Origin of the sequence: Marmoricola sp. URHB0036 (genome assembly GCF_000426045.1) — a bacterium.
In the GTDB taxonomy this organism is placed as follows: Bacteria; Actinomycetota; Actinomycetes; order Propionibacteriales; family Nocardioidaceae; genus Marmoricola.
This window is the reverse complement of record NZ_AUEP01000004.1, coordinates 165,253-187,390: the sequence shown is the minus strand read 5'-3', so window position 1 is coordinate 187,390 and position 22,138 is coordinate 165,253. Positions and strand designations below refer to the sequence as shown.

Sequence of the window (22,138 nt, the reverse complement as noted above, 5' to 3'; positions counted from 1 at the left end):
CCAAGACCTCGGTCGCATCGTGCCAGTTTTCGTATGTCGGCCCCGGGATCAGCCGTCGAGCTCCCGTGACATCGCCTCGGCGGCCTCCTCGATGAGCTCGCGCATGGCACGCTCGGCCTCCGTCGCGTTTCCCGTGCGTACGGCGCGCGCGATCGTGTCGTGCAGCGCGATCGCCTCCGGGTTGGGTCGGTCCGGCATCAGCCCGTGGTGGGTCCGCCCGGTGAGCACCTCGGCCACCACGTCGCCCAGTGAGCCGAACATCTCGTTGCCGCTCGCCTCGAGCAGCGTGCGGTGGAAGGTCACGTCCGCCACGAGATAGGCCTCGAGGTCGCCCGAGTGCCCGTGCACCACCATGTCGCTGACGGCCCGGGCGAGGGTGCCGCACTGCTCGGAGGTCGCGGCGCCGGCGGCCAGGGAGGCCGCCACCGGCTCGAAGCCGCGACGCAGCTGGCTCAGCGACTGCAGCTGCGCGCCCCGGTCGGGGCTGGCCAGTCGCCAGCGGATCAAGCGGGGGTCGAAGACGTTCCAGTGCGACCGGTCGAGCACCGTGACGCCGACCCGGCGTCGTGACGTCACCATGCCCATCGACTCGAGCACCCGGACCACCTCGCGGGCCACGGACACCGACACGGCGTACTCGTGGGAGAGGCGGTCGAGGGTGAGCACCGCGCCGGGTGCGAGCGCGCCGCCGACGATGCGGCCGCCGACGTCGTCCAGCGTCCCGCCGTGCAGCTGGCCCGAGATGCGGGTACCGGGATGGTCGGGACGTTCTGGCACGCCGTCATCCTCGCAGAGAACCCTCGAAAGATCAGCCATTTACGACTGAGGTATTGCAAAGATCAGATCTTTGACCCAGACTGTGACGGCCGACACAGGCGACCGACGACAGCCAGGAGATCCGATGCCGCACTCTGCACCGTTGGTCGTGGCCATGGGCGTCTCGGGCTCGGGCAAGTCGACGGTCGGGGCCGCCCTTGCCCAGCGCCTGCGGGTGCCGTTCGCCGACGCCGACGACTTCCACCCGCCGGCCAACATCGCCAAGATGACGGCGGGCGAAGCCCTCGACGACGACGACCGGCATCCCTGGCTCGAGGCGATCGGGGAGTGGCTGGTGGACCACGAGGAGAGCGGTGGTGTGATGAGCTGCTCGGCGCTGAAGCGGAAGTACCGCGACCAGCTGCGTGGGCACGCCCCCGAGGTGGAGTTCCTCCACCTGCACGGGACGCGCGAGGTCATCGCCCGCCGTCAGGCGAGCCGGCCGGGGCACTTCATGCCGGCCTCGCTGCTCGACTCGCAGTTCGCCACCCTCGAGGCCCTCGCACCCGACGAGCACGGACAGGTGGTGGACGTCGACCAGAGCATCGACGCGATCGTCCAGGCCTACGTCGAGCAGCACGACCAGAAGAACGACCAGAAGAACGATCAGAAGAACGACCAGCACGACGACCAGCAGCAGTGATGACAGGAGCAACCATGTCCCTCGTATCCCTCGACGCAGCACCGCTCGTCGAACCCGTCGCCCCCGGGTGGCAGCTGGTGCTCGCTGCCCTTCTGGCCATCGGCCTGATCGTGGTGCTGATCACCTGGGCCAAGGTGCACCCGTTCCTGGCGCTGATCCTCGGCGGACTCACGGTCGGCATCGTGGCCGGGCAGAACATCGACGACGTCATCACCAGCTTCTCCACCGGCTTCGGTACGACGGCCGCGGGTGTCGGCGCCCTGATCGCGCTCGGTGCGATGTTCGCCAAGCTGCTCGCCGACTCGGGCGGTGCCGACCAGCTCGTCGACACCATCGTCGGTCACTCCTCGACCCGCATGCTCCCGTGGTCGATGGCCGGAGTCGGTGCACTCATCGGCCTGCCGATGTTCTTCGAGATCGGCCTGGTACTGCTGATGCCGGTCATCTACCTCGTCGCCCGCCGCTCCCAGATGTCCGTGATCACGATCGGCATCCCCACCCTGGCCGGCCTCTCGGCCATGCACGGCCTGGTGCCGCCGCACCCCGGCCCGCTGCTCGCGATCGACACCCTGGGCGCCGACCTCGGTACGACGCTGATCCTCGGCGTGCTCGTCGCCGTCCCGACCGTGATCGTCTCCGGTCCGCTGTTCGGCCGGCTCGCGGGTCGCTGGGTCGACGTACCGCCCCCGGACCTGTACGACCGCCGGGAGGAGGTCGTCGACGAAACCCGTCCCTCGTTCGGCGTCACCCTCGCCACGGTGCTGCTGCCGGTGGCGCTGATGATGGCGAAGGCGATCGTCGACATCGTCATCGACGACCCGGACAACGGGGTGCAGAAGGTCTTCGACGTGATCGGCAACCCGTTCATCGCGCTGCTGATCTCCGTGTTCGTCGCCATGTTCACCTTCGGCCGAGCCTCCGGCATGAACAGGGAGACCATCACCAAGTCCGTCAGCGACGCCCTGCCGCCCATTGCCGGCATCCTGCTGATCGTGGCGGCCGGCGGCGGCTTCAAGCAGGTGCTGATCGACACCGGCATCGGCACCCGGCTCGCCGACTGGGCCCAGGGCGCCAACATCTCGGTGCTGCTGCTGGCCTGGCTCCTGGCCGTCATCATCCGCCTGGCCACCGGCTCGGCGACCGTCGCGACGATCACCGCCTCGGCCCTGATGGTCAGCCTGGTCAACGGGCTCAGCACCGGGGAGACCTCGCTCGTCGTGCTCGCCATCGGCTCCGGCTCGGTGTTCTTCTCCCACGTCAACGACGCCGGGTTCTGGCTGGTCAAGGAGTACTTCGGCTTGTCCGTCGGCCAGACCATCAAGTCCTGGTCGTTGATGGAGACGGTGCTCTCGGTGACCGGCCTCATCTGCGTGCTGCTGCTCGGGATCGTCATCTAGAGCAGGGGCACGAACCGGTAGGACCCGTGCCGGGTCACCTCGGTCTCCGCGCCCCGGCGCACGACGAGCAGCATCGTCCCGCGCACCGGCACCACCAGCCGTCCCTCGTCGCCCAGCTGGTCGACGAGGGACTGCGGCATCGACGACGCCTCGGCCGAGACCAGGATCCGGTCGTACGGCGCCGACTCAGGCACACCGAGCACGTCGGGGACGGCGAGCCTGATCGACGCCCAGTCGTACGACGTGGCAGCGAGGTTCGCGCCGCCCCACTCGGCGAGCTCCGGCACCAGCTCGACACCGACGACCGACCCGGTCGGCCCCGTCAGCTCGGCCAGCAACGCCGTCGTCCACCCCGAGCCGGCGCCGACGTCGAGGACGTGCTGGCCGGGCCGCACGTCGAGCAGGCGCAGCATCGCCTCGACGGTGCGCGGCTGGGAGCTCGTCTGGCCATGACCGATCTGGATCGGCCCGTCGAAGGCGGCCCGTGACCGGTCACGACGCGGGAGGAAACCGCTTCGGGGAACCGCGTCCATGGCCTCGGAGACGGCATCCATCCGCCCACTCAACCATGGGTTTGTTGACACGCCCGCAACATGCGCGCATCGATCCCGCAACACGGCGACGCGACAGTTGCGCCATGTTCTTCCGGGTGCGCACGTCGTTGACCGAACGCCCGGGAGCACTAGCGCTGCTCGCCACACGGTGCGGAGAAGCGGGCCTGAACATCCTGGGCCTGCAGATCTTTCCCGACCTCGGTCAGGTGACCGACGAGCTGGTGATCAGCGCTCCCGAGGACTGGGCCGCGGGGGCGGTCGCCGAGCTCGTGAGTGGTGCAGGCGGGGACGAGGTGAGCGTCGAACCCTGCACCACTCACGACCTGATCGACCAGCCGACGCGCTGGCTCACCGCGGCCCACGACGTGGTCATGGATCCCTCGCTGCTGCCGACCGTGCTGGAGAAGCTGCTCGGTCCGCACCCCGAGAAGTGGAGCGCCACCGAGCACGCCCGGGCCTCGGCCCTCAACGCGCTCGCCGAGTCCGCCGACGACCAGCCGGTGCCGTCCGGTCCGACGCCGGTGGAGTACGACGAGACCGCCAGCGGCGTCGTGGCCAGGATCGGCGGCCACGTCGTCGGGGTGGCCGCCTTCGCGCTGACCGACGCTCGGGAGCTCACCATCGAGGTCGCGCCGGCGTGGCGTCGCCTCGGCATCGGGACCCAGCTGCTCACCCGGGCCGCCTCGCAGGCGGCGGTGTCCGGGATGGACGAGATGGTGCTGCTCGCACCGGCCGAGGACGAGGGCTTCGTCTCGATGGTGTGCGGTGCCGGGCTCCGTGCCCGGCTCAAGGTGAGCGACGGTCTGCTGACCGCCAGGATCGTGGTCACCGGCGTACGACGCACCGGCCCCGCGACGCCCGCGCCCGTGGGAAGTTCTGGCCGCGTCCGGTAGTTAGACTGGGGACCCGTCGCACCCACCGGAAGGTCCCCGGATCTGATGTCGTCAGAAGTCCCCGACAAGTTCGCACCCCTCGGCCTGACCTACGACGACGTCCTGCTCCTGCCGGGCGAGACCGACGTCATCCCGAGCGAGGTCGACACCAGCACCCGCCTGACGCGGGGCATCAGCCTGCGCACCCCGCTGATCTCCAGCGCGATGGACACCGTCACCGAGTCGCGGATGGCCATCGCGATGGCCCGCCAGGGCGGGATCGGCATCCTGCACCGCAACCTCTCCATCGAGGACCAGGCCTACCAGGTCGACCTCGTCAAGCGGACCCAGACCGGGATGATCTCCAACCCGGTCACGATCGGTCCCGACAAGACGCTGGAAGAGCTCGACCAGATCTGCGGCGAGTACCGCGTCTCCGGCCTCCCGGTCGTCGACGTCGACAACCGCCTCCTCGGCATCATCACCAACCGCGACCTGCGGTTCACGCCGGTCGCGGAGTGGGCCAGCACCAAGGTCGACGAGGTGATGACCTACATGCCGCTGATCACCGCACCGGTCGGTATCAGCCGTGAGGACGCCACCGCCCTGCTGCGCAAGCACAAGCGCGAGCGGCTCCCGATCGTGGACGAGGAGGGCCGCCTGGCCGGACTGATCACGGTCAAGGACTTCGTGAAGTCCGAGCAGTTCCCCAACGCCTCCAACGACGCCGACGGCCGACTGCTCGTCGGTGCCGCCGTCGGCTACTTCGGCGAGGCCTGGCAGCGGGCCACCACGCTGGTCGACGCCGGGGTCGACGTGCTCGTCGTGGACACCGCCCACGGACATGCCCGGCTGCTGCTCGACATGATCAAGCGGCTCAAGGACGACCCGGCCACCCGGCACGTGCAGATCATCGGCGGCAACGTCGCCACCCGCGAGGGCGCCCAGGCCCTGGTCGACGCCGGTGTCGACGCGGTCAAGGTCGGTGTCGGGCCGGGCTCCATCTGCACGACCCGCGTGGTCGCCGGGGTCGGCGTACCCCAGGTGACCGCGATCTACGAAGCGTCCCTGGCCTGCGGACCCGCCGACGTGCCGCTGATCGCCGACGGCGGGCTGCAGTACTCCGGCGACATCGCCAAGGCCCTCGTCGCCGGCGCCGAGTCGGTGATGTTCGGTTCCCTCCTCGCCGGTTGCGAGGAGAGCCCGGGCGACCTGGTGTTCGTCAACGGCAAGCAGTACAAGTCCTACCGCGGGATGGGCTCGCTCGGCGCCATGTCGAGCCGCGGCAAGAAGTCCTACTCCAAGGACCGCTACTTCCAGGCCGACGTGCAGAGCGACGACAAGATCGTGCCCGAGGGGATCGAGGGTCAGGTCGCCTACCGCGGCCCGCTGTCCGCGGTCGCGCACCAGCTGATCGGCGGGCTCCACCAGTCGATGTTCTACGTCGGCGCGCGCACCATCCCCGAGCTGCGCGAGAAGGGTCGCTTCGTGCGGATCACCTCCGCCGGCCTGAAGGAGAGCCACCCGCACGACGTGCAGATCACCGCCGAGGCCCCCAACTACTCATGGCGCTGATCGGCCCGTGAAAGACTCCACCGCGTGACTGAGATCGAGATCGGGCGAGCCAAGCGCGGCCGCCGGGCGTACTCCTTCGACGACATCGCGATCGTGCCCAGCCGCCGCACGCGCGACCCCGAAGAGGTGTCCACCGCCTGGCAGATCGACGCCTACCGCTTCGAGCTGCCGATCCTCGCCGCTCCGATGGACTCGGTGATGTCGCCCTCGACGGCGATCGCGTTCGGGCAGTACGGCGGTCTCGGCGTACTCAACCTCGAGGGGCTCTGGACCCGTTACGACGACCCGACCGACCTGCTCCAGGAGGTCGCCGAGCTCACCGGACCTGACGCCGTGCAGCGGATGCAGGAGATCTACCTCGAGCCGATCCGGGCCGAGCTGATCACCGAGCGGATCAAGCAGGTCCGTGAGGCGGGGGTCACCGTGGCCGGCAGCCTCAGTCCGCAGCGCACCAAGGAGTTCGCCAAGACGGTCGTGGACGCAGGCGTCGACATGTTCGTGATCCGCGGCACCACCGTCAGCGCCGAGCACGTCTCCTCGACGGCCGAGCCGCTGAACCTCAAGGAGTTCATCTACGAGCTCGACGTACCCGTGATCGTCGGTGGGTGCGCCACCTACCAGGCCGCCCTGCACCTGATGCGCACCGGCGCTGCCGGAGTGCTCGTCGGCTTCGGTGGGGGAGCGGCCCACACGACGCGCACGGTCCTCGGCGTCGCCGTACCCATGGCCAGCGCGGTGGCCGACGTCGCCGCCGCCCGCCGCGACTACATGGACGAGTCCGGTGGCCGCTACGTGCACGTCATCGCCGACGGCTCGATCGGCCGCAGCGGCGACATCGCCAAGGCGGTCGCCTGCGGCGCCGACGCGGTGATGATCGGCTCACCGCTGGCCCGGGCCAGCGACGCCCCGGGTCACGGCTTCCACTGGGGCGCCGAGGCGCACCACGCCGAGCTCCCGCGCGGTGAGCGCGTCCAGTTCGGCACGGTCGGCACGCTCGAGGAGATCCTGTTCGGCCCCTCGCGGGTCGCCGACGGCACCATGAACCTGATGGGTGCGCTCAAGCGCGCCATGGCCACCACGGGCTACACCGAGCTCAAGGAGTTCCAGCGCATCGAGGTCGTCGTCCAGTAGGACGACTACTCCCGCTCGACCCGCTTCAGCCCAGCGCTCGGCGTCCACCACTCGACCACCAGCAGGCTGGCCACCTCGTTGAGATGGGTGTGCACCACCTCGGTGATGTCCGCGCGGAACAGGTCACCGTCGGGGCCGTCGGCGATCGCGCCGGCGGCGATCGCGAGACCCGTGATCTTCGCCTCTCCCGGCCACTCCGCCTCGCGTCCTTCCTGGGGGTCGACGGTCGCACTGTGCAGCGCGAACCGCGGGTCCCGCCGCAGGTCGGCTCCCTTGCGGGCGCGCGGCATCGAGCCGAAGGTCAGCTCGCCGTCGGCGAAGGACGCCTCGATCCCGGAGATGCGTGGCCCACCGTCGGCCCGGACGGTGGCGATCGTCTTGTGGCGGTGGGCGTCGAAGAGTCGCTGCACCCGTTGCGCGAGCTCCGGCTCGGCCTGCTGGACCTCTCGCCAGGTGCTCATGGCCTCACTGTGGCACCGTGCACCGACACTCATCCCAGGGCGTGACCCATCGGGTCAGTGGGCTGCGTGGAACCGGCGACGGCGGTACTGCGGCTGCTCGATCTCGTCGACAATGGCGCGCGCCAGGTCGGCGGCCGAGATCGTCGAGTTGCCCTCCTCGTCCTTGAGCAGGATGTCGTCACTGAGCCGATAGCTGCCCGTGTCGGGAGCGGGCACCCAGGAACCGTAGGACAGGGGCGGGCTGACGTAGAACCAGTCCAGGTCGTCCGGTGCGGCCTTCAGGGTCTCCAGCAGCGCCAGGCCGGTCTCGATCTCGGGCAGCACCTCGGGCTCGACCTCGTTGACGTCGAACAGTCGCGGACCGCCCTCCTCGACCAGGACCGAGGAGACCCCGCCGATGACACCGAGCCGGGTGCCCGACCTGGGCGAGAGCTCGACCAGCTGGTCGACGACCCCCTCGAGCTTGCCGCTCATGTCGCCGCGCGGGGAGACGGCCTCGATGACCACGTCGTGGTCGGTCACGGCAGCCGCCAGCACGTCAGGGTCGAGGACCGACCCGATGACGTAGTCGACCCCCTCGATCCTCTCCTCGGGCTCATGCCGGCTGACCGAGGTGACCTGGTGGCCGCGACCGGCCGCCTCCTTCGCGACGGCCGCTCCGCTGTAGCCGGTGCCGCCCAGGACGCTGATCCGTGCCATGGAGTCTCCTTCTCGAGTGCGTGGGTGTGTTCCTTGCGGAACTCCCCGGGGGCACTCGTTATTTCGGTGCGGGAAGCCTGAGGGCGGCGTACGGGTTGCACGAGCCATGAAGAACATCGGCTTCCTGTCCTTCGGGCACTGGAACGACTCGCCACACTCGGGCACCCGCTCGGCCTCGGACGCGCTGCTGCAGTCCATCGATCTGGCCGTCGCGGCCGAGGAGATCGGCGTCGACGGCGCGTACTTCCGGGTGCACCACTTCGCCCGCCAGCTGGCCTCGCCGTTCCCGCTGCTGGCCGCCATCGGCGCGCGCACGAGCCGGATCGAGATCGGCACCGGCGTGATCGACATGCGCTACGAGAACCCGCTCTACATGGTCGAGGACGCCGGGTCGGCCGACCTGATCTCCGGCGGCCGGCTGCAGCTCGGCATCAGCCGCGGCTCACCGGAGCAGGTGATCGACGGGTTCCGCTACTTCGGCCACGTGCCCGCCGAGGGCACCGACCACGCCGACATGGCGCGCGAGCACACCCGCGTGTTCCTGGAGCTGCTCGAGGGCGAAGGGTTCGCCGAGCCCAATCCGCGCCCCATGTTCGCCAACCCGCCGGGTCCGCTGCGTCTCGAACCGCACTCGCCCGGCCTGCGCGACCGGATCTGGTGGGGGGCCGGCTCCCGGAAGACCGCCGAGTGGACGGCCGAGCAGGGCCTGAACCTGATGAGCTCCACCCTCCTCACCGAGGACACCGGCGTCCCGTTCCACCAGCTCCAGGCCGAGCAGATCCAGCTGTTCCGCGACGCCTGGGCCGCCGCCGGGCACGAACGCACGCCACGGGTCTCGGTCAGCCGCAGCATCTTCCCGATCGTCAGCGACCTCGACCGCGCGTACTTCGGCCGCGAGACCCGCAGCCAGGACCAGGTCGGCCACCTCGAGGGCGGCCTGGCCCGCTTCGGCAAGACGTACGCCGGCGAGCCTGACCAGCTCGTCGCCGACCTGGCCGCCGACGAGGCAGTCGCTGCCGCCGACACGGTGCTGATGACCATCCCCAACCAGCTCGGTGTCGACTACTGCGCGCACGTGCTGGACAGCGTCGTACGGCACGTGGCGCCGGAGCTCGGCTGGCGCTGAGGAGTGGGGTGAAGGCGCGCTCGTCTGCCCCGTGGTGCTGGGTGGGTTCGCGGGGATCGCGGCGCGGGCGGGGATTGGATCGACCTGAGCCTGGTGGGGATGCAGACTCCGTGCATGACCGGAGCGATGTCTGTCGAAGAGGCACTGGCGGTCTACGACCTGCTCGACAAGAACGGGGTCCGGTGCTGGGTGATGGGCGGCTGGGGCGTGGACGCGCTACTCGGCCGCGTGACTCGAGAGCACAAGGACGTGGACCTTCTCGTTCTGATCTCGGACCTCTCACGCTATGCCGAGATCGTGCACAGCCGTGGATTCGACAGGAAGCTCACGTGGTCTGAGAGCCAGCCGATCCAGGCCGGGGCAGTGCACTTCGACTCGGCCTTCGTGGATGCCCATCCAGACGGTCGGGAGATCGACGTCCACGTGATCGCCGTGGACCACGAGGGCGCCGTCGTCCAGTTCTACACGGATCCCTGGCCTCTACCTCGTGAAGCACTCTTCGATGAGGGCGGGATCGAAGGAGTGACGGTGCGCTGCGTTTCCCGAGCCGCTCAACTCGCGATGCACTCCGGCTACGACCTGCCTGAGCACCACCGCGAAGATGTCCGTCTCCTGCAAACGACGGAGTGACGGAGTCACATGTGTCAGCCGTCAGGCGGGTCGGTCCCGGGTGACGGCCGGTCGCGACTGACGTCGAGCGTGCCGGTGTGGTCGCGGAGGAACTGGTAGCCGTGCGGGCTCGACCACAGGTAGGTGCCGGGGTCGAGCACGGTGTAGGTCCACGGGCTGTGCGTCTTCAGCCGGTGGTGCCGTCGACACAGGGGAGCGGCGTTGTCGCTCGCGGTGGGACCGCCGTCGTCGTACGGAACCGGGTGGTCGATGTCGCAGGAACGCGCCGGCCGGAAGCACCAGGGGAAGACGCAGCTGCCGTCGCGCAGGACGGCTTGTTCGCGAAGCCGGTCGGGGATCTCGTAGGCGTCGACCTGGAGGTGCTCGGCGAGGTCGATCACCGGCTTGACGGTGATGTGGGCGTCGGCGTTGGCGCACCACGTGCGGACCTGCTCGGCGGTGAGGCCCTGACGGGTGTTTTCCAGCCGCGCCAGGTCGAGCGATCCACCGCCTCCGGTGATCGCGGCTTCGGAGAGTGGACGTAGAGCACGACCTGGCGAGATCTGCTGCTTCGCGGGACCCCTGGCTCGAGGTCGAGAGCCAGCTGGCGGCGGGCGAGCACGCCGGCGGCGATCGCGCGGCGTACGTCGAGAGGCTCGACGGATCCGGCGACCTTGAGCTGCTCGGCACCAGCGGCGAGGGCGGCGTCGAGGTCGAGGGCGTCGGCCAGGTCGAGCTCGGCCTCGACGAAGGTGGTGCCGTTGAAGCTCACCTGCTGGTGGTGGAAGGTGACGTGCCGCCCGTCGGCGGCGCGTTCGGCGTTGTCGCGGGCAGTGTCGGGCATGAAGCGGGCGATGGCCTCCTCGACCAGCCGGTCGAGCTGCGCGGGACCCACCTTGTGGGCGAACGGTGCCAGCTGGACGTCGACATGCTGCGCGGCCTCCCGGGAGAGACCCAGCGTCGCGGCCGCCACCCGGCGCGCCCTCCAGGGCTCCAGGGTCCCGGACTGGACGCGGGTCCAGTGGCGGGGGAGACGGTACTTCAGCTCCACCGCGTGCGCGATCAACGCGCGCCCGGAATCGGTGGATCGGCCGATGGCCACCGCGAACTCCGCAATGCAGAACTCCGCCACGAGCGGTGCGCCCTCACCCGCCAGCGCCAGCTCGGACTCAGCGCCGGGAACGGGCCACGTCGCAGCGCCGGCGATCGACTCCGGCGGGTGTTGCTCGGCCCAGGTCGCCGCCGCGAACAGCACATCGGCCTCGGCCCGGTCGGCAGCGACCTTGCGATCCCGGGCGAAGGCGAGCACCGCGGCGGCGGTGTCGAGATCGGTCCGGGTGGTCGTCATACGGTGAATTCAAGCAGCGACCACTGACAGTTTCGGATGGAGAATTCCCTGTGTGGACAGGGGATTCGCGATGTCGTCAGGTCATCTGCTGGTCCCCGTGTGTCAGCAGCCGAGCTCCTGGGAACCATGAACTGGTGGGTGTGTGGCGGACGGGCGAGGACGAGGAGGGCAGGCGTCACTACTGGGCTGCCCGGACCGGCTTCGGATGGTGCCCGCGCCGGTTCAGCCTGACCGTCGAGCAGCGGCGGAAGGGCAATCGAGCAGCAGCGGCCCTGACGACTGTGCTGATTCTCGGAACCTCCGCGGGTGCGTGGGTCGGCCACCACGTCTGGCACACCCGGACGGCCACCTTCTTCGGAGCACTCGCCGGTGCGGCAGCTCCCAGCACGGTCGTGCTCCTGCTCTTCCCATTCGTTGCTCTGGTTCTCGGCGTGCGCGGAGCTCGACACGTGGCCCGAGAACAACGGCGGGAAACGCGGCGATCTGAGTAGGAAAACGGATGCCACCGGTACGTCGCCCGGGCGACCCTTGACCCATGACCACGACCATCAGCGCCGACCAGCGTCCCGGCATCACCACGGGGGGCTGGATCGCGATCGCCGTGTGCACGGTGGTGCTCACCGTGCCGGCCGACCTGTTCATCCACCTCGTCTTCACCAGCTCGTGCAGCCAGCCGGCCGATCCCGACGACGTGCTGACCGGGCGGGTCGCGATGCTGATCGTGCTGCTGGTCGCGGCCCTGCCGTGGCTGGTCGCGGTGCCGATGTCCCGCAACAGCGGGCGCGGCGCCGTCATCGGCCTGGTCGCGTTGCTTCCGGCGATCGCCTTCACGGTGCACGGACTCACCGCCGGCGCGTGGACGAGCTCGCTCTGTCTCGGAGGCTGAACGCGGCCGGCCTCCCCTGACAGACTGGGGGCATGAGCCTGACTGCTGACCTCGGACCCGGCTCGCGCGCCAAGGCTCTGGATGCGATGGAGGCCGCCGGGTCGCCCACCAGCGCGGACCTCGACGTGCTGGTGGTCGGGGCAGGCGTCGTCGGAGCCGGTACGGCGCTGGACGCGGTCTCCCGCGGACTCTCCACCGCCCTGGTCGAGCAGCGTGACTTCGCCAGCGGCACCAGCAGCCGGTCCTCGAAGCTGGTGCACGGAGGACTCCGCTACTTGGAGATGTTCGACTTCGGCCTGGTCAAGGAGGCCCTCGAGGAGCGCGGCCTGCTGCTGACCCGGCTCGCGCCACACCTGGTGCGGCCGGTGGCCTTCCTCTACCCGCTGCACCACACCTGGGAGCGGCCGTACGTCGGAGCCGGGCTGGTGCTCTACAACGGCATGGCGATGGCCGGCAAGTACGAGATGGGCGTGCCCAAGCACAAACATGTCTTCCGCCGGCAGCTCGCCCGGATGGCACCCGACCTGAAGACCGAGGACCTCACCGGCGCGATCCGCTACTACGACTGCCAGGTCGACGATGCCCGACTGGTCATGAACATCGCACGCACCGCCGCGGCGTACGGCGCCCACGTGGCCTCGCGCACCAAGGTGATCGGCTTCCTCCGTGAAGGTGACCGCGTCGTCGGCGCCCGGTTGATGGACCTCGAGAACGACCGCGAGATCGAGGTGCGCGCCAAGGTCGTGGTCAACGCCGGGGGTGTGTGGACCAACGAGATCCAGGAGATGCTCGGCGGCCTCGGCGCCCTCGACGTCGAGGCGAGCAAGGGCATCCATCTCGTCGTACCCCGCGACCGCATCCGCAGCGAGTGCGGCTTCATCACCAAGACCGAGAAGTCCGTGCTGTTCGTGATCCCGTGGGGCCGCCACTGGATCATCGGCACCACCGACACCCCGTGGGACCTCGACCTGGCCCACCCGGCGGCGTCACGCGCCGACATCGACTACGTGCTCGGTCACGTCAACAAGCTGCTGCGTACGCCGCTCGACCACACCGACGTCGAAGGGGTGTACGCCGGCCTGCGGCCCCTCCTGCGCGGCGCCACCGAGCCCACCTCGAAGATCTCCCGTGAGCACACCGTCGCCACGCCTGTCCCGGGACTGGTGATGATCGCCGGCGGCAAGCTGACCACCTACCGGGTGATGGCCCAGGACGCGGTGGACGCGGCAGCGAAGTGGCTCGACGACGAACCCGGCGAGAGCATCACCGACCGGGTGCCGCTGCTCGGGGCCAGCGGACACGAGGCGCGCACCAACCAGCGAGTCGCGATCGCGCGCTCGAGCGGGCTCGACGTCGCCCGCATCGATCACCTGCTCGGTCGGTTCGGTGGACTGGTCGACGAGGTGCTCGAGCTGATCGCCCGGCGACCCGAGCTGGCGGAGCCGTTGCCGGGATCGGAGGACTACCTGCTGGCCGAGGTGGTCTACGCGGTCACCCACGAGGGGGCCCGACACCTCGACGACGTGCTGGCGCGTCGTACCCGTATCTCGATCGAGACCTTCGACCGCGGCACCTCGTCGGCCCGGATCGCGGCGGAGCTGATGGCTGCCGAGCTCGGCTGGGACGACTCCCGTCTCGAGGACGAGGTCGACCACTACCTGCGCCGGGTCGAGGCCGAGCGCCAGAGCCAGGAGATGCCCACCGACCAGGAGGCCGACGAGGCCCGGGTCAGCGCCCCCGAGGGGCCCTGGGCCGTCTAGCCAGGCGGGTCCGGCCGCCAGCCGTCGTCGGGGACGCCGCGGCCCTTGTACTTCTCCACCACGGGCAGGAACTCCTCCATGCTGCCGTCCGTCGGCTGCGGTTCCCAGGTGCCGGCGACGACGCGGTCGAGGTGGCCCAGGCACATCTCCCAGCCGGCCGCGTTGCGTGCACCCGCGCCGCTCGTGGAGAGCAGGTTGACCAGCTCGAGGCGGCAACCGTCGTCGTGCTCGGTCAGCGTGAAGTGCAGCTCGTCGCTCTCCCACTCGAAGGAGAACCGGTGGGGCGGCTCCCAGACCAGCACCCGCGTGGTCTTGGCGTCGGGGGAGTAGGGATCGCCGGACAGCGTGATCCTGCCGCCGGCGCGGGCCTCGTAGTCGATCTCGGGGGAGGGGAACCAGTGGCTCATCTCGGTCGGGTCCGTGATCGCCTGCCACACCCGCTCGACCGGGTGGTGGTAGATGCGCTCGAAACGCACCGCCGGGCGGTCGTCGATCTCGAGGTAGGTGCCTTCGTCGGTCGTCTGCATCACTTCTCCTTGTCCAGATCCTTGTCCAGGTGTGCCCCGAGTCGGTCGAGGCTGGTGTTCCAGAGCCGGCGGTACGGCGCCAGCCACTCGTCGAGCTCGGCCATCGGGGCCGGCTCGACCGCATAGATCCGTCGTTGTGCCTGCTGGTCGACCCGCACCAGCCCGGCCTCGCGCAGCACCCGGAGGTGCTTCGAGGTCTGCGGCTGCGTCAGCCCGAGCCGCTCGACCAGCTCGTTGACCGACAGCTCCCCCTGGGCCAGCAGGTCCAGCACGGCGCGACGGTTCGGGTCGACCAGCGCGGCCCACAGGGTGTTCTCCATGCCCCCAATATGCCGTCTGGAGAATATGCCTGTCAAGGCATGTGTTCTCGCGGGGCGAGTCACGGCAGGCTGGGCCCATGACGTCGTACATCTCGCACACCTCGATCGACTGCCGCAACGCCTACGAGCTCTCCGAGTGGTGGAAGCAGGTGCTGGAGTACGTCGACAAGCCGGATGACCCCAACGAACCCGGTCACGAGGAGTGCTGGATCCAGCGACCCGACGGTGGCCACCCGTTGCTCTTCATCGAGGTGCCCGAGGACAAGGCGACCAAGAACCGGATCCACCTCGACCTGCGTCCCAGCGCCGGCACCCGCGAGGAGGAGCTGGGCCGGCTGCTCGCGCTCGGCGCCACTGAGGTCGACGACCGGCGCAACGACGACGGCACCGGCTGGGTGGTGCTGGCCGACCCGGAGGGCAACGAGTTCTGCATCCTGCGCAGCATGGACGAGGTCATCGCGGCGCCGGTGCAAGGATGAGCGCCGTGGAGACCCCGGAATCGTTGACGATCGACTACGTCGACAGCCATGCCCGGCTGCGCGGCGACGAGGTCGAGCTGGTGCTGTGCGGTCTCGAGGGCGCCGCGGACGCCACGACGCTGGTGCTCTCCGGCGGCGGGCCGACGGTCACCGCCCGCACGGAGGCCGGTACCGGTCTGGTGCGGGCCCGCACTCCGCGGGCCGGGCTGGTCGACGGGCAGTGGTCGATCGCGCTCGACGGAGTGCAGGTGGACGCCCGCCTGCTCGTGCAGGGCGCCCGTCCCCTCGTCCTGCTGCTCGGTGTCGAGGGTCCGCCCAGCGTCGTGCCCAAGGCCAGGCCCGTCGTCCCCACTCCCAGCCTCACCCGCCGGGTCGTACGACGGCTCAGGCGGGTCGTCCGCCGCTAGCGAGTCGGCTGCAGCAGGCCGGAGAAGGCCTGGCCGACGGCCGCTGCCGCCTCGGCGGGCGGGAGGTCGCGCAGGTCGCGCAGGGTCCGCCACCCGTCGCTGGCGAGCAGCGCCTCCGGCTTGAAGGCGCGCGACCTGGTGAGGATCTCCTCGGGGACGTCCTGCGGGTCCGGGTCGAGGGCGATGTCCATCCAGTCGTCGTACTCCGCCATCACGCCGTCGCGGCTCGCGTCGGGCCGGAGCACCACCACCACGCCGGTCGGGAAGGTGTCGACCTCGAGGACGATGAGGTCGGGCCGGTGGTCCCGGAGCGCCTGCACCGCCTTGTAGACGTCGCCGGTCCAGGCAGCGGTGTGGCGGTGCCGGGCCGCCTCGGCGACGGTGCGGGGGAGCATGTCGTCGAAGACCACGACGCTGGACGGGTGCGTGAACCGCTCCACGGCGAGGTAGTCGCGCAGGGCGTACTCCGCGAGGTGCATGCCGTCGATGAAGGCCAGGTCCACCGTCGAGATGGGCAGGTGCGCGACCGGATCCTCCCGTGCGAAGAACTCGTCGCTGGCGATCCGGGCGAGGTGCACGTCGGCGACGATCTCCTGGTCGATCCTGAAGGCCGGGTCGATGCCGATGCTGGGCACCCGCGACAGGGTCATGCTCCGGCCGTCGGCGACACCGGTCTCGAGGTAGGTGCGGGGACGCAGCTGACGGTGCAGGCGGCGCAGGAACTGGTGGCGGTTCACCGTGGCACCCTAGCGTCGCGACTTCGCGGCCCACGTAGACTCGGTGACGTTCCGCCACCCCCTCTCCGCACCGGTTGGGGGTCTTCGTGCGTGCCCGTGCACCGCCTGAGAGAAGTGACCCCGTTGAGCATCGCCGGCCTGGCCGACCTCGTCCTCCGTGAACCCGTACTTGCCGCGGCGATGGATGATGCCAAGGCGGGGGTGAGCACGCTCGACCTCACCGGCCCGGCGGCCCTGCGGCCGTTCGTGGTGCGGGGGCTGGTCGACGCCGGACGCACCGTGCTCGTCGTCGCCGCGACCGTGCGCGAGGCCGAGGACCTGACCGAGGAGCTCCAGGACCTGCTCGACCCCGAGTCGGTCGCCTTCTACCCGGCCTGGGAGACGCTGCCTCACGAGCGGCTCAGCCCGCGTAGCGACACCGTCGGCCGGCGGCTGGCGGTGCTGCGCCGGATCAAGCACCCCGGCAGCGACGCCAACAACGGGCCGCTGAAGGTGGTCGTGGCACCGATCCGTTCGGTGCTGCAGCCGCAGGTGAAGGGGCTGGCCGACCTCGAGCCGGTCGAGCTGGAAGCGGGTCAGGAGGTCGAGCTCGAGGACGTCGTACGACGGCTCGTGGGTGCCGCGTACTCCCGCGTCGACCTCGTCGAGAAGCGTGGCGAGTTCGCCGTCCGCGGCGGCATCGTCGACGTCTTCCCGCCGACCGAGGAGCACCCGCTGCGGGTGGAGTTCTTCGGCGACGAGATCGACGAGATCCGCAGCTTCGCCGTGGCTGACCAGCGCACCATGGACAAGGTCGAACGCGTGTGGGCGCCGCCCTGTCGCGAGCTGCTCCTCACCGACGACGTACGACGACGCGCGGCCGAGCTCGGCGAGCAACACCCCCAGCTCGCGGAGATCACCGACAAGCTGGCCGAGGGCATGGCCGTCGAGGGGATGGAGTCGCTGTCCCCGGTGCTCGTGGACGAGATGGAGATGCTCGTCGACCTGTTCCCGCCGGACACGCACGTGCTCGTCCTCGACCCCGAGCGTGTCCGGACCCGCGCGCACGACCTGGTCGCCACCAGCGAGGAGTTCCTCGGCGCGAGCTGGGCCGCGGCTGCCTCGGGTGGGAAGGCGCCGATCGACCTCGGCGCCGCCTCTCTCCGCGGGATCGGTGAGGTCCGCAGCGAGGTGCTCGAGTCCGGCCAGGCGTGGTGGGGCGTGAGCCCGTTCGGCCTTGACATGGAAGGGGACACCGACGGCGGCACCCGCGAGGTGGCCGCCCAGCCGGCAGCGGCCTACCGCGGCGACATCGAGCAGGCCGTCGGCGACATCCGCGCCCACCTCGGCGCCGGTCGACAGGTGGTCACGGTCCACCAGGGCCACGGCCCGGCCCAGCGCATGGTCGAGGTGCTGGCCGAGCACGACATCGCGGCCCGGCTCGTGGACGAGGTGGCCGCCTCCGCCGACCACGTCGTCCAGGTCACCCAGGGCTGTCTCGAGCACGGACTGACCCTCGAGAACCCCGGTCTCGTCGTACTCACCGGCGAGGACCTTGCCGGGCAGAAGGCCACCACGCGCGACATGCGCAAGATGCCCGCGCGCCGCAAGAAGCAGATCGACCCGCTCGAGCTCAAGGCCGGCGACTTCGTGGTGCACGAGCAGCACGGCGTGGGTCGCTTCGTGGAGATGCGCCAGCGCGAGGTGCACGGTGCGGTGCGCGAGTACCTCGTCCTGGAGTACGGCTCCTCCAAGCGCGGTCACCCCGCGGACAAGCTCTACGTCCCGGCCGACGCGCTCGACCAGGTGACGCGCTACGTCGGGGGCGAGCACCCCAGCCTCGACCGGCTCGGCGGTGCCGACTGGGCCAAGCGCAAGGGTCGCGCCCGCAAGGCCGTGCGGCAGATCGCGGCCGAGCTGATCAAGCTGTACGCCGCCCGGCAGGCCACCCAGGGCCACGCCTTCGGCCCGGACACCCCGTGGCAGACCGAGCTCGAGGACGCCTTCCCGTTCCACGAGACCCCCGACCAGCTCAGCACGGTCGAGGAGGTCAAGGCCGACATGCGTCGCGTCGTACCCATGGACCGGCTGGTCTGCGGCGACGTCGGCTACGGCAAGACCGAGATCGCCGTCCGCGCTGCCTTCAAGGCGGTCCAGGAGGGCAAGCAGGTCGCCGTGCTGGTGCCGACGACGCTGCTCGTCACCCAGCACTACGCGACCTTCGCCGAGCGGATGAGCGGCTTCCCGGTGACGCTGAGGCCACTGAGCCGGTTCCAGAGCGACAAGGAGGCGCGCGAAGTCGTCGAGGGCCTCGCGGACGGCAGCGTCGACATCGTCATCGGCACCCACCGGCTGCTCAACCGCGACATCAAGATCAAGGACCTCGGGCTGATCATCGTCGACGAGGAGCAGCGCTTCGGCGTCGAGCACAAGGAGCAGATGAAGGCGCTGCGCACCAGCGTCGACGTGCTCTCCATGTCCGCGACCCCGATCCCTCGCACGCTCGAGATGGCGATCACCGGGATCCGCGAGATGTCCACGATCGCGACCCCGCCGGAGGAGCGGCATCCGGTGCTCACCTACGTCGGCGCCTACGAGGACCGCCAGGTCGCCGCCGCCGTACGCCGCGAGCTGCTCCGCGACGGCCAGGTGTTCTACATCCACAACCGGGTGCAGTCGATCGAGAGGGCCGCCAACAAGATCAAGGAGCTCGTCCCCGAGGCACGGGTCGCGACCGCGCATGGCCAGATGGGCGAGCACCAGCTCGAGCAGGTGATGCTCGACTTCTGGGAGAAGCGCTTCGACGTGCTCGTCTGCACCACGATCGTGGAGTCCGGTCTCGACGTCTCCAACGCCAACACGATGATCATCGAGCGCTCCGACACCCTCGGTCTCTCCCAGCTGCACCAGCTGCGCGGCCGGGTCGGTCGCTCACGCGAACGGGCCTACGCCTACTTCCTCTACCCGCCGGACAAGCCGCTGACGGAAACCGCCCACGAGCGGCTCGCCACGCTGGCGCAGCACTCCGACCTCGGTGGTGGCATGGCGATCGCGATGAAGGACCTCGAGATCCGTGGCGCCGGCAACCTGCTCGGCGGCGAGCAGTCCGGCCACATCGCCGACGTCGGCTTCGACCTCTACGTGCGTCTCGTCGGCGAGGCGGTCTCGGAGTTCCGCCAGGACGGCGCCGGTGTCGAGCAGCCCGTCGAGGTCAAGATCGAGCTGCCGATCGACGCCCACCTGCCGCACGACTACATCGGCAGCGAGCGGTTGCGCCTCGAGATGTACAAGCGGCTGGCCGAGGTGCGCTCCGACGACGACGTGAAGCTGCTCCACGAGGAGCTGGTCGACCGCTACGGCCCACCTCCCGAGCCGGTCACCCGGCTGCTCGCGGTGGCCAGCTTCCGGGCCCGGGCGCGCGACGCCGGGCTGTCGGAGGTGACGGTGCAGGGCAAGTACGTCCGCTTCCATCCCGTCGAGCTGCCCGACTCGCGCGTCGTACGCCTGAACCGGCTGTACCCCAAGAGCCTCTACAAGGCCCCCGTGCGTACCATGCTGGTGCCACGGCCACAGCCGCCCGGCTTCGGTGCCCAGCCTCCTCGCGACGAGGAGCTGCTCGCCTGGGTCAGGCAGGTGATCGACGGCGTGATCCCGATGACAGGTGAGGAGACCGGATCGTGAGGACCCGTGCGGTGAGGCGTGGCCCGCTGGTCGCTGTGGCAGCGATGGGCATGGCGCTCGTCCTCGGCGGGTGCGGCTCGGTCCCTCCGGGCACCGCGTCGGTCATCGCCGGCACCAAGATCAGCCGCAGCGACGTCGACGAGCTCACCGACGCCCAGTGCGCGGGGATCGAGAAAGCCGCGAAGTCCGGTCAGTCGCAGACCCAGGTGACCTCCCGCAAGCAGCTCGTCCAGCAGGCGTTGACGCTGCTGATGGACATCGAGCTGACCTTGAAGTTCGGCAAGCACGAGGACGTGACGCCGCGGCCCCAAGAGGTCGCTGCGACGTACTCCCAGATCGACCCGCTGATCAAGACGCTGCCGAAGAAGTACCAGCCGTTCATGGAGGACACCTTCCAGCGGTGGGCCGAGAGCCGCGACATCCTCACCCAGGTCGGCGAGCAGGCCACCGGCCAGCAGGCCGACGCGAACAACGCCGAGCAGCTGCTCAACGCCGGCTACCAGAAGCGCGAGCCCTGGTTGAAGACCGTCGACATCCACACCGACCCCCGCTACGGACCGGCCGGCGTCGGCTGGCCGGGCGGTGCCGACCCGTCGGTGTCCAAGCCCGTCTCGGGCTTCGCCAAGAGCGGCTCGAAGACGACGCCGGACCCGGCGTGGCTCGGCGGTCTCCCCAGCGGCCAGAAGTGCGGCTGACCCCGTGACCGTCGACGAGCCCGGAGCGGACTCCGCTCTGGTCGAGCTCGTCGAGATCATGGCCAAGCTGCGCGCCGAGTGCGGCTGGAAGGCCGCGCAGACCCACCGCTCGCTGGCCAAGCACCTGCTCGAGGAGACCTACGAGACCCTGGAGGCGATCGAGGCCCTCGACGCCGGCGGCAACCCCGACGACCTGCGCGAGGAGCTCGGCGACGTGCTGCTGCAGGTGTACCTGCACGCCGCGATCGCGGCCGAGACGGGGGCCTTCGACATCGAGGACGTCGCCTCCGGGCTGCGCGAGAAGATGATCCGCCGCAACCCGCACGTGTTCGGTGACGTCCACGAGACCGACCCGGCCCGGATCAACGAGACCTGGGAGGCGGTCAAGGCCGCGGAGAAGCAGCGCACCGACCTCTTCGACGGCATCCCCCTCGAGCTCCCGGCGCTGACCCGCGCCACCAAGGTGCTGGACCGGCTCGAGCGTGCCGGCCGGGTCCTGCCCGCGCCCGACCCCTCCGACCTCGGGGACCGGCTGCTGGCCCTCGTCGCCGAGGCACGAGCAGCGGGGGAGGACCCCGAACAGGCGCTGCGCGACGCCGTACGACGGGCCGGGGCGTGAGCCGACGGACGGTCGGTCTGCTCACGGCGGTGCTGGTCGTGCTCGCTGGTGGCTGCGCCACCGGGACCGACGACGAGATGGCCCCGCCCCCGACCAGGACGATCACGGCCACGCCCAGCCGGTCGGTGGCACCGGCGCCGGCCACCATCCCGGTGGGCCACGGTGACGTCTCGCCGGCCGACGTCGTGTGGGCCCAGGGAGGCGTGCTCCACGTCGATGGCGACCAGGCCGACCTCTCGCCGGTCGACATCGAGGCCTTCGTGGTCGTGCCCGGCGGTGTGTTCGTCCTGGCCGCCGGGGAGCTGTGGTTCACCGACCTCACCCGGCTGCGCGGCACCGGCCAGACCGGTGTGACGGGGGTGCAGGTCAACGGTGACGCCTCCCTGCTCAACGTCGTCGACACCCGTGGAGGCACGGAGGAGACCCAGGGCTACGACACCCGCACCGGCCGGGCGATGCGCATCGGGGTCACCACCCAGACCCCAGCGCAGAAGCGCCGCGGACCGGGGCGCTACGTGGTGACGACGACTGCGGACGGGGTGCCGTCCGTCGTCGAGACGGCCACCGGCGACCGGGTGCCGCTCCGGGGAGCGCCGCACCACTTCCGACCCGGTGGCTGGGTCGGCGACTCGGTCTTCTTCGGCGTGGGCACGGACGCGGCCGGTCAGGCCCGGCACATCGTCCGCTGCGACATCGCGGCCCGAGCGTGCAGTCTTCTCGACCAGGTGGGTCCCGGCCCGGTCGTCTTCGGTACGGGCAGGTAGGCGGGTGCTACGCGGGATCGCCGCCTGCCCCGGTTAGGGTGAAACTGCCCCAC

The 22,138-nt window shown here is 70.2% G+C and carries 24 protein-coding genes; 15 read left to right on the top strand and 9 right to left on the bottom strand.

Annotation, left to right across the window (positions count from 1 at the left end; all coding sequences use genetic code 11):
- Window positions 1-48: 48 nt before the first annotated feature.
- Complete coding sequence (locus tag H976_RS0103540) at window positions 49-777, bottom strand: FadR/GntR family transcriptional regulator (protein ID WP_231388782.1); 729 nt, start codon at window positions 775-777, stop codon at window positions 49-51.
- A 124-nt stretch (window positions 778-901) separates the two neighbouring features.
- On the opposite strand from H976_RS0103540, the gene H976_RS0103535 reads away from it, so the two are divergent.
- Both H976_RS0103535 and H976_RS0103530 read left to right on the top strand, forming a co-directional pair.
- Window positions 902-1,459 (top strand): gluconokinase, encoded by a 558-nt coding sequence (locus H976_RS0103535; RefSeq protein WP_036224494.1) that lies wholly within the window; start codon window positions 902-904, stop codon window positions 1,457-1,459.
- A gap of 14 nt (window positions 1,460-1,473) precedes the next feature.
- Complete coding sequence (locus tag H976_RS0103530; protein ID WP_196803941.1) at window positions 1,474-2,856, top strand: GntP family permease; 1,383 nt, start codon at window positions 1,474-1,476, stop codon at window positions 2,854-2,856.
- Here the strand turns inward: H976_RS0103530 and H976_RS0103525 are convergent.
- A complete protein-coding gene (locus tag H976_RS0103525; protein WP_027860411.1) occupies window positions 2,853-3,410 on the bottom strand; it encodes a protein-L-isoaspartate O-methyltransferase in 558 nt (185 codons plus the stop codon). The genes H976_RS0103530 and H976_RS0103525 overlap by 4 nt on opposite strands.
- An 83-nt stretch (window positions 3,411-3,493) precedes the next feature.
- Between H976_RS0103525 and H976_RS0103520 the strand changes: the two genes are divergently transcribed.
- From H976_RS0103520 to H976_RS0103510, 3 genes are read left to right on the top strand one after another with little or no spacing between them, the layout of a single operon-like run.
- Window positions 3,494-4,303 carry a GNAT family N-acetyltransferase gene (locus H976_RS0103520; RefSeq protein ID WP_027860410.1) on the top strand — a complete coding sequence of 270 codons (810 nt, stop codon included), beginning with the start codon at window positions 3,494-3,496 and terminating at the stop codon, window positions 4,301-4,303.
- 45 nt (window positions 4,304-4,348) lie between these two features.
- Window positions 4,349-5,857: an IMP dehydrogenase gene (gene guaB / locus H976_RS0103515; protein ID WP_027860409.1), complete on the top strand. Its 1,509-nt coding sequence runs from the start codon at window positions 4,349-4,351 to the stop codon at window positions 5,855-5,857.
- A gap of 24 nt (window positions 5,858-5,881) precedes the next feature.
- Window positions 5,882-6,988: a GuaB3 family IMP dehydrogenase-related protein gene (locus H976_RS0103510; protein ID WP_027860408.1), complete on the top strand. Its 1,107-nt coding sequence runs from the start codon at window positions 5,882-5,884 to the stop codon at window positions 6,986-6,988.
- Window positions 6,989-6,993: 5 nt separating this feature from the next.
- Here the strand turns inward: H976_RS0103510 and H976_RS0103505 are convergent, their stop codons facing one another.
- Both H976_RS0103505 and H976_RS0103500 read right to left on the bottom strand, forming a co-directional pair.
- Window positions 6,994-7,449: a pyridoxamine 5'-phosphate oxidase family protein gene (locus H976_RS0103505; protein ID WP_027860407.1), complete on the bottom strand. Its 456-nt coding sequence runs from the start codon at window positions 7,447-7,449 to the stop codon at window positions 6,994-6,996.
- A gap of 54 nt (window positions 7,450-7,503) precedes the next feature.
- Window positions 7,504-8,148, bottom strand: a complete 645-nt coding sequence (locus H976_RS0103500) for an NAD(P)-dependent oxidoreductase (protein WP_027860406.1) — start codon at window positions 8,146-8,148, stop codon at window positions 7,504-7,506.
- A gap of 106 nt (window positions 8,149-8,254) precedes the next feature.
- Here H976_RS0103500 and H976_RS0103495 point away from each other — a divergent pair, with 106 nt between their 5' ends.
- Window positions 8,255-9,274 carry an LLM class flavin-dependent oxidoreductase gene (locus H976_RS0103495; RefSeq protein WP_027860405.1) on the top strand — a complete coding sequence of 340 codons (1,020 nt, stop codon included), beginning with the start codon at window positions 8,255-8,257 and terminating at the stop codon, window positions 9,272-9,274.
- A gap of 114 nt (window positions 9,275-9,388) precedes the next feature.
- Window positions 9,389-9,904 carry a nucleotidyltransferase domain-containing protein gene (locus H976_RS0103490; RefSeq protein ID WP_196803940.1) on the top strand — a complete coding sequence of 172 codons (516 nt, stop codon included), beginning with the start codon at window positions 9,389-9,391 and terminating at the stop codon, window positions 9,902-9,904.
- Window positions 9,905-9,918: 14 nt separating this feature from the next.
- Here H976_RS0103490 and H976_RS28460 read toward each other — a convergent pair whose 3' ends face one another.
- Together H976_RS28460 and H976_RS0103480 are read right to left on the bottom strand one after the other, a co-directional pair.
- Window positions 9,919-10,284, bottom strand: a complete 366-nt coding sequence (locus H976_RS28460) for an HNH endonuclease signature motif containing protein (RefSeq protein ID WP_027860403.1) — start codon at window positions 10,282-10,284, stop codon at window positions 9,919-9,921.
- Window positions 10,281-11,231, bottom strand: coding sequence for a DUF222 domain-containing protein (locus H976_RS0103480; protein WP_027860402.1), 951 nt, complete (start codon window positions 11,229-11,231; stop codon window positions 10,281-10,283). Before H976_RS0103480 ends, H976_RS28460 begins: the two co-directional genes overlap by 4 nt.
- A gap of 535 nt (window positions 11,232-11,766) precedes the next feature.
- On the opposite strand from H976_RS0103480, the gene H976_RS0103475 reads away from it, so the two are divergent.
- Both H976_RS0103475 and H976_RS0103470 read left to right on the top strand, forming a co-directional pair.
- The gene (locus H976_RS0103475) at window positions 11,767-12,117 is read left to right on the top strand and encodes a hypothetical protein (RefSeq protein WP_027860401.1); all 351 of its coding nucleotides are present in this window, start codon (window positions 11,767-11,769) and stop codon (window positions 12,115-12,117) included.
- A 32-nt stretch (window positions 12,118-12,149) separates the two neighbouring features.
- A complete protein-coding gene (locus H976_RS0103470) occupies window positions 12,150-13,877 on the top strand; it encodes a glycerol-3-phosphate dehydrogenase/oxidase (RefSeq protein ID WP_027860400.1) in 1,728 nt (575 codons plus the stop codon).
- Here the strand turns inward: H976_RS0103470 and H976_RS24345 are convergent.
- Together H976_RS24345 and H976_RS0103460 are read right to left on the bottom strand one after the other, a co-directional pair.
- Window positions 13,874-14,404, bottom strand: coding sequence for an SRPBCC family protein (locus H976_RS24345; protein ID WP_036224483.1), 531 nt, complete (start codon window positions 14,402-14,404; stop codon window positions 13,874-13,876). The two genes, H976_RS0103470 and H976_RS24345, sit on opposite strands and share 4 nt — an antisense overlap.
- Window positions 14,404-14,724, bottom strand: coding sequence for a helix-turn-helix transcriptional regulator (locus tag H976_RS0103460; protein WP_027860399.1), 321 nt, complete (start codon window positions 14,722-14,724; stop codon window positions 14,404-14,406). The genes H976_RS24345 and H976_RS0103460 overlap by 1 nt, the downstream gene beginning before the upstream one ends.
- A 77-nt stretch (window positions 14,725-14,801) precedes the next feature.
- Between H976_RS0103460 and H976_RS0103455 the strand changes: the two genes are divergently transcribed.
- Window positions 14,802-15,203, top strand: coding sequence for a VOC family protein (locus tag H976_RS0103455; protein WP_027860398.1), 402 nt, complete (start codon window positions 14,802-14,804; stop codon window positions 15,201-15,203).
- A gap of 5 nt (window positions 15,204-15,208) precedes the next feature.
- Window positions 15,209-15,610: a hypothetical protein gene (locus H976_RS0103450; protein ID WP_027860397.1), complete on the top strand. Its 402-nt coding sequence runs from the start codon at window positions 15,209-15,211 to the stop codon at window positions 15,608-15,610.
- Here the strand turns inward: H976_RS0103450 and H976_RS0103445 are convergent.
- Window positions 15,607-16,347, bottom strand: coding sequence for a class I SAM-dependent methyltransferase (locus H976_RS0103445; RefSeq protein ID WP_027860396.1), 741 nt, complete (start codon window positions 16,345-16,347; stop codon window positions 15,607-15,609). The two genes, H976_RS0103450 and H976_RS0103445, sit on opposite strands and share 4 nt — an antisense overlap.
- A gap of 123 nt (window positions 16,348-16,470) precedes the next feature.
- Here H976_RS0103445 and mfd point away from each other — a divergent pair, with 123 nt between their 5' ends.
- From mfd to H976_RS0103425, 4 genes are read left to right on the top strand one after another with little or no spacing between them, the layout of a single operon-like run.
- Window positions 16,471-20,007 (top strand): transcription-repair coupling factor, encoded by a 3,537-nt coding sequence (gene mfd / locus H976_RS0103440; RefSeq protein ID WP_027860395.1) that lies wholly within the window; start codon window positions 16,471-16,473, stop codon window positions 20,005-20,007.
- Window positions 20,004-20,702, top strand: coding sequence for a hypothetical protein (locus tag H976_RS0103435; protein WP_155917934.1), 699 nt, complete (start codon window positions 20,004-20,006; stop codon window positions 20,700-20,702). Before mfd ends, H976_RS0103435 begins: the two co-directional genes overlap by 4 nt.
- A gap of 4 nt (window positions 20,703-20,706) precedes the next feature.
- Window positions 20,707-21,321, top strand: coding sequence for a MazG family protein (locus tag H976_RS24340; RefSeq protein WP_036224480.1), 615 nt, complete (start codon window positions 20,707-20,709; stop codon window positions 21,319-21,321).
- On the top strand, window positions 21,318-22,085 hold the full coding sequence (locus H976_RS0103425; RefSeq protein WP_027860393.1) for a hypothetical protein: 768 nt from the start codon (window positions 21,318-21,320) through the stop codon (window positions 22,083-22,085). The genes H976_RS24340 and H976_RS0103425 overlap by 4 nt, the downstream gene beginning before the upstream one ends.
- Window positions 22,086-22,138 lie beyond the last annotated feature (53 nt).

Excerpts from the sequence above, each read along its gene's own strand:
- H976_RS0103470 (WP_027860400.1), top strand. The coding sequence starts at position 12,150 with ATGAGCCTGACTGCTGACCTCGGACCCGGCTCGCGCGCCAAGGCTCTG.
- H976_RS0103520 (WP_027860410.1), top strand. The coding sequence starts at position 3,494 with ATGTTCTTCCGGGTGCGCACGTCGTTGACCGAACGCCCGGGAGCACTA.
- H976_RS0103535 (WP_036224494.1), top strand. The coding sequence starts at position 902 with ATGCCGCACTCTGCACCGTTGGTCGTGGCCATGGGCGTCTCGGGCTCG.
- guaB (WP_027860409.1), top strand. The coding sequence starts at position 4,349 with ATGTCGTCAGAAGTCCCCGACAAGTTCGCACCCCTCGGCCTGACCTAC.
- H976_RS0103455 (WP_027860398.1), top strand. The coding sequence starts at position 14,802 with ATGACGTCGTACATCTCGCACACCTCGATCGACTGCCGCAACGCCTAC.
- H976_RS0103480 (WP_027860402.1), bottom strand. The coding sequence starts at position 11,231 with ATGACGACCACCCGGACCGATCTCGACACCGCCGCCGCGGTGCTCGCC.
- H976_RS0103495 (WP_027860405.1), top strand. The coding sequence starts at position 8,255 with ATGAAGAACATCGGCTTCCTGTCCTTCGGGCACTGGAACGACTCGCCA.
- H976_RS0103505 (WP_027860407.1), bottom strand. The coding sequence starts at position 7,449 with ATGAGCACCTGGCGAGAGGTCCAGCAGGCCGAGCCGGAGCTCGCGCAA.
- H976_RS0103525 (WP_027860411.1), bottom strand. The coding sequence starts at position 3,410 with ATGGATGCCGTCTCCGAGGCCATGGACGCGGTTCCCCGAAGCGGTTTC.
- H976_RS0103460 (WP_027860399.1), bottom strand. The coding sequence starts at position 14,724 with ATGGAGAACACCCTGTGGGCCGCGCTGGTCGACCCGAACCGTCGCGCC.
- H976_RS0103500 (WP_027860406.1), bottom strand. The coding sequence starts at position 8,148 with ATGGCACGGATCAGCGTCCTGGGCGGCACCGGCTACAGCGGAGCGGCC.
- H976_RS0103490 (WP_196803940.1), top strand. The coding sequence starts at position 9,389 with ATGACCGGAGCGATGTCTGTCGAAGAGGCACTGGCGGTCTACGACCTG.
- H976_RS0103530 (WP_196803941.1), top strand. The coding sequence starts at position 1,474 with ATGTCCCTCGTATCCCTCGACGCAGCACCGCTCGTCGAACCCGTCGCC.
- H976_RS0103475 (WP_027860401.1), top strand. The coding sequence starts at position 11,767 with ATGACCACGACCATCAGCGCCGACCAGCGTCCCGGCATCACCACGGGG.
- H976_RS24345 (WP_036224483.1), bottom strand. The coding sequence starts at position 14,404 with ATGCAGACGACCGACGAAGGCACCTACCTCGAGATCGACGACCGCCCG.